Here is a 7,298-nt window from a genome sequence, read left to right on the forward strand (position 1 = left end):
TGTCGTCAGCCGTGCGGGATCGGCACGGCGGCGAGCGGAGGACACCTTGAGCGGTCTACTGAGGGCGGCCGATGACGAGAGTCGCCGGTTCTGGGCCGAGCTGGAGGCCGAGGGCGGCGGCATGACGCGTATTCCGGCCTGGGTGTCGGACAGGTCGGCGCAGCCGACCGGCGAGCATGTCGAACCGCTCGGGCTGACGCTGCCGGAGATCGCGCGTGGCCTTGCCGTGCAGACGTACGCCCCGTTGCTCGCCGCGCACGCCAAACTGCTGGCGATCCTCGACGGCGAGCAGTCGGTCGCGGCCGTGTTCCAGCCCGGGGCGCACGAGCCCGGCCTTCCGTTCCGGCTGACGGTCGGGGAAGGCACCTGGCGGGACCTGGTCACCGCGGCCGATCAATACCTGGCGACCGCCACCCGGTACCGCGCGGAAGCGCCGGCGGCCAGCCGGAACAGCGGGACGGTGGTCGGAGCCGAGCCGCCGGCCGATGGCCTTCCCGCTGATGTGGATCTCTGGGTGTGGTGCGACCGGGACGTCCTGCGGGTGCGATACGACACCTCGGTCGTGGACCACGGTCACGCCGCGCGGATCGGCGGCTACCTCCGGCGCGCCGTGGCCCTGATGACCACGGATGCCGACAGCGACCATCGGGACACCAACCTGCTCGGTGCCGAGGAGGTCCGGTACCAGTTGGACGGCTTGGCCGGGCGCCGCCGCAGCGTGCCGGACCTGCGATTCCACGAGCTGTTCGAGCAACGGGCCCGGGCGTTTCCCGATGAGATCGCCGCGGTCCGGGGAAGCCGGCAGTGGACCTATGGCGAACTGAACCGGCGTGCGAACGCGATCGCGCACACGTTGCTCGACTCGGGTCTCGTACCCGAGGACGTGGTCGCTGTCGTCACCGAGCGCTCACTCGAGTGGATGGCCTGCGTCATCGGGGTGCTGAAGGCCGGTGGCGTCTATCTGCCGATCGAGCCGTCCTTCCCGGCCGACCGGATGACAACCATGCTTCGCCGAAGTGACTGCCGGTTCGTGCTGGCGGAGCCGGCGATTCCGGTGACCCTGCCCGACGGTGGCCGGGTGTTGCGTACCGATGAGATTCGGGTTGGCGCGCGGGAGACCGACCCGGGTGTCGAGGTGGGTCCGCACCAGCTCGCCTACATCTACTTCACCTCCGGCTCGACCGGCGAGCCCAAGGGTGCGATGTGCGAGCACGCCGGAATGCTCAACCATCTCTTCGCGAAGATCGACGATCTGGAGATCGGCGCCGGCGACGTCGTGGCCCAGACGGCTCCGCAATGCTTCGACATCTCCCTCTGGCAGCTGCTGGCCGGTCTCGTGGTGGGTGGTCGCACCCTGTTGGTCGAGCAGGAGGTCATCCTCGACGTCGAGCGGTGTGTCCGACTCCTCGCGAGCGCCGGGGTCACCGTCGTCCAGTTCGTGCCGTCCTATCTCGACGTCGTCCTGGCCTATCTGCACCGCCACTCGACCACGCTGCCCGCCCTGCGATGCGTGTCGGCGACAGGCGAGGCGCTGAAGAAGGACCTGGTGGAGCGCTTCTTCGCGGAGGTGGCCGGGGTACGGCTGGTCAACGCGTACGGGCTCACGGAGACCTCGGACGACACCAACCACGAGGTGATGCACCGACCGCCGGAGGGCGAACGGGTGCCGCTGGGCCGCGCCGTCAACAACGTGCGGGTCTACCTCGTCGACGACCAGTTGCGCCTGGTGCCTCTGGGCTCCAGCGGTGAGATCGTCTTCTCCGGTGTGTGCGTCGGGCGCGGGTACATCAACGACGAGGCTCGGACGCGCCAGGCCTTCCTCTCGGATCCCTATCACGAGGGGGAGCGGCTCTACCGGTCCGGCGATATCGGTCGATGGTCGCCCGACGGCAAGCTCGAATTCCTGGGGCGCCGGGACGCCCAGGTCAAGATCCGTGGATTCCGCATCGAAATCGGTGAGATCGAGAATCGGATGCTGGCGGTGCCCGGCGTGCTGGAAAGCGCGGTGGTGGTCACGGAACGCACCGACGGAAGCAAGCACCTCATCGGCTTCTTCCGGGCCGCCCCCGACGTCCCGGTCGAGTCGGTGCGGGAGGAACTGGCCAAGGCGTTACCCGATTACATGGTGCCGGCGGCCCTGTACCGGCGGGACGAACTGCCACTGACCGCGAACGGCAAGGTAGACAAGAAGTCCCTCACCCGGCTGGCCGCGGTGGTCAGCGAGGACCAGGCGGGTACGGCGGCCCCGCGGACACCCACCGAGCGGCGGATCGCGGAGGCGTGGGCCGAGGTGCTCGGCCTGTCCGTGCGGCAGATCAGCCGTACGGACAACTTCTTCGACCGGGGCGGCACCTCGCTGTCGGCGGTACGACTCGCCGTCAAGCTGGACCGGGCCTTCTCCCTGGGCGACCTCACCCGGCATCCGGTGCTCGCGGACCTAGCCGGCGTGATCGACACCCCCACCGGATCCAGCGACGACCTGTTGCAGCCGCTCGCCCAACCCGCCGACCCGCGAGCGACCCTCGTCTGCTTTCCCTACGCCGGAGGCAACGCGGTCAACTTCCAGGCGATGGCCCGGGCGCTGGGCGGGCACGGCGTCGCCGTCTACGCCGTCGAGCTTCCCGGCCATGACCTGACCCGCAGCCGCACGCCTTTCCTGCCGCCGGCGGAGGTGGCCGAGCGCGTCGTCCAGGAGATCGTCCGGCTCGGAATCACCGAGGCGATGCTGTGGGGCCACTCTTCGGGGGCCGCGGTCGCGGTGGAGACGGCACACCAGCTGCGGGCGGCCGGCATCGCGGTCCGGCGGATCTTTGTGGCCGCGCAACTGCTCGGGACCGAGACCGCGCGCCGAGAGCAGTTGGCCAGGCTCGATCGGCGTACCGATCGGCAGCTCGCCATGGAGCTGGCAGCGGAGGATCACGTCTCGCTGCGCGAACTGGACGCCGAACACGCCGAGCATCTCGGCGCGGCCTACCGCCACGATTGCGGCAGCGCGCACGAGTACCTCATCGCGGCCCGATCGGCGCCGGGCCCTCGGCTCTCCGTTCCGCTGACCGTCGTCGTCGCCGAGGACAACGCCACGACCTCGGGTTATCCGACCGGCTACGCCGCCTGGCGCGAGCTGGCCGAGGAGGTCGAGCTCGTGACGCTCGCCGACGGCGGACACCACTTCTTGCGTACCTGTCCCGACGAGACGACTCAGGTCGTGCTGCGGGCAGTCGGCGCGACGGTTGCCTGAAACCTACGGAGGACTCATACGATGCCGCTGCACGTTTCCGCCGCCTTACCCATTCTCGAAGTTTCGGCACCTGACGTCACTTCCTGGCTCGCGGAACGGCGCACTGAGCTGCGCGAAGCCGTGCGCGAGCACGGTGCTCTGCTGATTCGTGGCCTCGGCCTGGACTCCGCCGACGCGGTGGCCGCTGCCTTCCGCGTGCTCGTCGACGAACTGATGCCGCACTATGAGGCATTCGCCACCCGGTCAACCTACGAGGACGGTGTCTATTCGTCCTCGAAGTGGCCGGCGGACCAGCCGATGTGTATGCATCACGAGCTCAGCTACGCGCTGCGGGTGCCCACGCTGCTGCTGTTCGCCTGCCTCACCGCGCCGCGGTCGGGCGGCGTCACGGGATTGGCCGATGCGCGGGCGGTCGCCGCGGCGCTGCCGGCCGAGCTGGTCGAGCGATTCGAGCGCGAGGGCTGGCTGCTGACCCGCAGCTACAACGGCGAGATCGGCGTGAGCTGGACGGAAGCCTTCGGCACCAGTGACCGCGCGGAGGTGGAGCGGTACTGCCGCGCCAATGACATCGAGAGCGAATGGTTGCCGGACGGCACACTACGCACGCGGCAACGCCGCCGGGCGCTGATCCCGCATCCGGCCAGCGGTGAGCGCTGCTGGTTCAACCAGGTGGCCTTCCTCAACGAGTGGACGATGGCGCCCGAAATTCGGGAGTACCTGGTCGAGGTGTACGGCCGCGAGGCGCTGCCCTTCAACACCGCGTACGGCAGCGGCGACCCGATCGGTGAAGACGTCATCCAACTGCTGAACGACGTCTACGAGGCCCACACGGTTCGTGAGCCGTGGCTGCGTGGCGACTTGATGATCGTGGACAACGTTCGTACCGCGCACAGTCGCGAGGCCTATGAGGGCACCCGTGAAGTTCTGGTGGCGATGGGCGACCCGATGCCGATGGTCGACGTCGCCCGCTGACACCGATCCCGCCGTACCCGGTGCGGGAATTCCTGCGATCCGATCATGGAGTCAACATGTCCTCTCCCGTTCAAGTGCCTTCGTTCTCAGTGGTGCCCGGTTTGCAGGTGGACGAGGTTTGCCGAGGCCGGGAGAAGGAGATCGTCGACCTCGTCGCCGCGACATACCGGCTGCACGGCGCCGGCGACTCGGTGAATCCGCCGTCCTACTTCCTGCGCTTCCCCGACCGGCCCAACGCGCGCATCATCGCGCTGCCGGCCTCGCTCGGCGGCGAGGTCCGGACCGACGGCCTCAAATGGATTTCCAGCTTCCCGGACAACATCAAGGCCGGGATCCCGAGGGCCTCGGCGGTGCTGATCCTGAACGACCACGACACCGGCTATCCCATGGCGTGCATGGAGAGCTCGATCATCAGCGCGGTGCGGACCGCGGCCTCAGCCGCTCTCGCCGCGGCCGTCCTGGGCCGCGATCGGCCCCGACCGGTGCGAGTGGGCTTCCTGGGTGTCGGACTGATCGCGCGCTACCTGCACACCTATCTCGCCGCCACGGGGCAGGACTTCGAGCGCGTCGGCATCTACGACCTCTCCGCGGAGTCGGCGCAAGGTTTCCGCTCCTACGTGGAACAAGCCGCCCCGCACAGTGAGATCGTCGTGCACGACGATCCCGGAACGCTCCTGCGCGACAGCGATCTCATCGTCCTGGCGACCGTCGCCGGTTCCCCCCACCTTTCGGACCCGGCCGCGTTCGCCCACCACCCCTTGGTCCTGCACGTGTCTCTGCGAGACATCGACCCGGCCATCATTCTGGAATCCGTGAACGTGGTCGACGACGTCGAGCACTGCCTCAAGGCCGACACGTCCGTGCACCTCGCGGAGCAACGGACCGGCAACCGCGACTTCATTACCGGCACCCTGGACGATGTGATCTCCCGCGGGCTCGAACTGCCCGGGGACCAGACCATCATCTTCTCGCCCTTCGGGCTCGGCGTGCTGGATCTCGCGGTGGCGAGATTCGTCTACGACACGCTCGCCGAGGCGGATCGACTCGCCACCGTCGACAACTTCTTCCATGAGCTGCGGCGATTCGGCTAGCCGCCGGCGCGGAATCTGCCCGGCGCCGCTCAACAGTTGGGATTGCGATGGCGGTGATTTCCGCTCCTCATGAATACAACGAGGAGCAGTTGTTCGTGGACCTGGAACCGATCATGCACCGATCCCTCTATCTAAAATGCGAGGGCTTCAATTTCGCCGGCTCCATCAAGCTCAAGCCCGCCGCCGAAATGGTCGCCGCCGCGGAGCGGGAGGGCCTGATCTCCTCTCGGTCGATACTCGTCGAGTCGTCGTCGGGCAACCTCGGTGTGGCGCTCAGCACCATCGCCGCCAGTAAGGGATACGAGTTCCTCTGCGTGACGGACTCCCGGTGCAACCTTTCCACCCGACGCCTGATGGAGTCGCTGGGCAGTCGGGTGCACGTCATCACCGACCCCCTGGCCGACGGAGGGTTGCTGGGTGCCCGGATAGCGCACATCCGGGCTCTCTGCGCGGCGGACGATCGCTACGTCTGGCTGAACCAGTATCAGAACGCGAACAACTGGATCGCGCACTACCGCAGCACCGCGCCGGCGATTGCTCGGGAATTCCCCGAGCTGGACGTGGTGTTCGTCGGCGCGGGTACGACCGGAACCCTGATGGGCTGCGCGCGATACTTCCGGGAATATCCGCGTCCCGTCCGCGTCGTCGCGGTCGACAGCGTCGGCTCCGTCACGTTCGGCGCGCCCGCCGGCCGTCGCATGATCCCGGGCCTGGGCACCAGCGTCCGCCCCGCGATTCTCGAGCCGTCATATGTGGACGCGGTGGTGCACGTCGATGAGGCCGACGCCGTCCGGGCATGTCACCGGCTCGCGCGGCGCGGATTTCTCGTCGGCGGATCCACCGGCACGGTCGTCACCGGTGCGCTGCGGTGGCTGTCGGAGAACGATCCAGACGGAAATCTGACCGCGGTAGCGATATCTCCGGACCTGGGTGAGCGATACCTGGACACCGTCTACCAGGACAGCTGGGCCCGTGATCTGTACGGCGACGACGTTCTCGACTTCCCAGAGGTCGTCGGCAACACGGCGGTGTGATGGCCCCGGCGCTCGATGTCAGCGCCGCGGGCCGCCGCGGGCCCCCGCCCGGGCGGACCGCGGCGCTCGTGATCGGTCAGTCAGCGTCCATGAGCAGCCGCTCGATGTTGCTGATGCTGTGCATGGCCTCGTCCATCCGATGCTGCAGGACGGCGTGCTGAACCTCGTTCTGCTTGATCACGTAATGCTGCATGGTCGAGATGATTCGCCGCTGCCGCGTCCGCGCGATGATCCACACCCAGGCGGTGACGGCGGTCAGCACCATAGCCGTCGACAGGAGAGCGGTGATCTCGTTTCCCATGCTCACTCCTTCGTCACACAAATTTCGTCATCCCAACGGTGGGGGCGTGATCGACGCGGATGCCAAGGCGATCAGGCTCTGCCCGCTCCCAGCCGTACCCGCGAAGGTGAGACCGACCGGCAGATCGGGGGCGAAGCCCGCGGGCGCCGTGAACGCGGGCGAGTTCGACATGCCGCCGAACGTAGTTCCCGGCAGTTTCGGGCCGTTATCGAGCGACGGATAACAGCAGCGAGGATCCGGCGGAGCGGATCGCGTGGTGGTGTCCGGCCGGGGAAGTGACCTCGGTTCGACGCCACCGGCGCGAGACGCGATCGGCAGTGGTGCCAACCACACCGACGATCCGAATCGGGTTGATAACTCGGCGATAAGTCAAATCCATAGCCTCGGCGCAGGGTTTGAGTCGAGAAGTCGAGGAGTCGAGTGATGACCAATCCGTTCGAGGACGAGAATGGCAATTACCTGGTGCTGGTCAACGATGAGGGTCAGCGCTCGCTGTGGCCGTCCTTTGTCGACGTGCCGGCCGGTTGGACGGCCAGCCACGGCCCGGACACCCGCCAGGCATGCCTGGACTACATCGAGCGCACCTGGACCGATATGCGTCCGGCGAGCCTGGTGTCGTTCATGGAATCGGCCGCGCGCAGCTGAGTCGTGTTTGTCGATGG

Annotated in this window: 7 protein-coding genes; 5 read left to right on the forward strand and 2 right to left on the reverse strand. The window is 67.8% G+C overall.

Translation table 11 applies throughout. The features are described 5' to 3' along the window. Positions 1-46 precede the first annotated feature (46 nt). From AB0M36_RS35385 to sbnA, 4 genes are read left to right on the forward strand one after another with little or no spacing between them, the layout of a single operon-like run. On the forward strand, positions 47-3,238 hold the full coding sequence (locus AB0M36_RS35385; protein ID WP_364166716.1) for an amino acid adenylation domain-containing protein: 3,192 nt from the start codon (positions 47-49) through the stop codon (positions 3,236-3,238). 21 nt (positions 3,239-3,259) lie between these two features. After that, positions 3,260-4,210 (forward strand): TauD/TfdA family dioxygenase, encoded by a 951-nt coding sequence (locus AB0M36_RS35390; RefSeq protein ID WP_364166718.1) that lies wholly within the window; start codon positions 3,260-3,262, stop codon positions 4,208-4,210. A 56-nt stretch (positions 4,211-4,266) separates the two neighbouring features. Further along, a complete protein-coding gene (gene sbnB, locus AB0M36_RS35395; RefSeq protein WP_364166720.1) occupies positions 4,267-5,301 on the forward strand; it encodes a 2,3-diaminopropionate biosynthesis protein SbnB in 1,035 nt (344 codons plus the stop codon). A 47-nt stretch (positions 5,302-5,348) separates the two neighbouring features. Then, positions 5,349-6,335, forward strand: a complete 987-nt coding sequence (gene sbnA, locus AB0M36_RS35400; RefSeq protein WP_364166722.1) for a 2,3-diaminopropionate biosynthesis protein SbnA — start codon at positions 5,349-5,351, stop codon at positions 6,333-6,335. 76 nt (positions 6,336-6,411) lie between these two features. On the opposite strand, the gene AB0M36_RS35405 is transcribed toward sbnA, so the two are convergent. Both AB0M36_RS35405 and AB0M36_RS35410 read right to left on the reverse strand, forming a co-directional pair. After that, the gene (locus AB0M36_RS35405) at positions 6,412-6,636 is read right to left on the reverse strand and encodes a hypothetical protein (protein WP_364166724.1); all 225 of its coding nucleotides are present in this window, start codon (positions 6,634-6,636) and stop codon (positions 6,412-6,414) included. A 27-nt stretch (positions 6,637-6,663) separates the two neighbouring features. Next, positions 6,664-6,807 carry a hypothetical protein gene (locus AB0M36_RS35410; RefSeq protein WP_364166725.1) on the reverse strand — a complete coding sequence of 48 codons (144 nt, stop codon included), beginning with the start codon at positions 6,805-6,807 and terminating at the stop codon, positions 6,664-6,666. Positions 6,808-7,059: 252 nt separating this feature from the next. Between AB0M36_RS35410 and AB0M36_RS35415 the strand changes: the two genes are divergently transcribed. Continuing rightward, positions 7,060-7,281, forward strand: a complete 222-nt coding sequence (locus AB0M36_RS35415; protein ID WP_364166726.1) for an MbtH family protein — start codon at positions 7,060-7,062, stop codon at positions 7,279-7,281. Positions 7,282-7,298 lie beyond the last annotated feature (17 nt).

This window comes from Actinoplanes sp. NPDC051346 (assembly GCF_040682215.1).
Lineage (GTDB): Bacteria > Actinomycetota > Actinomycetes > Mycobacteriales > Micromonosporaceae > Actinoplanes.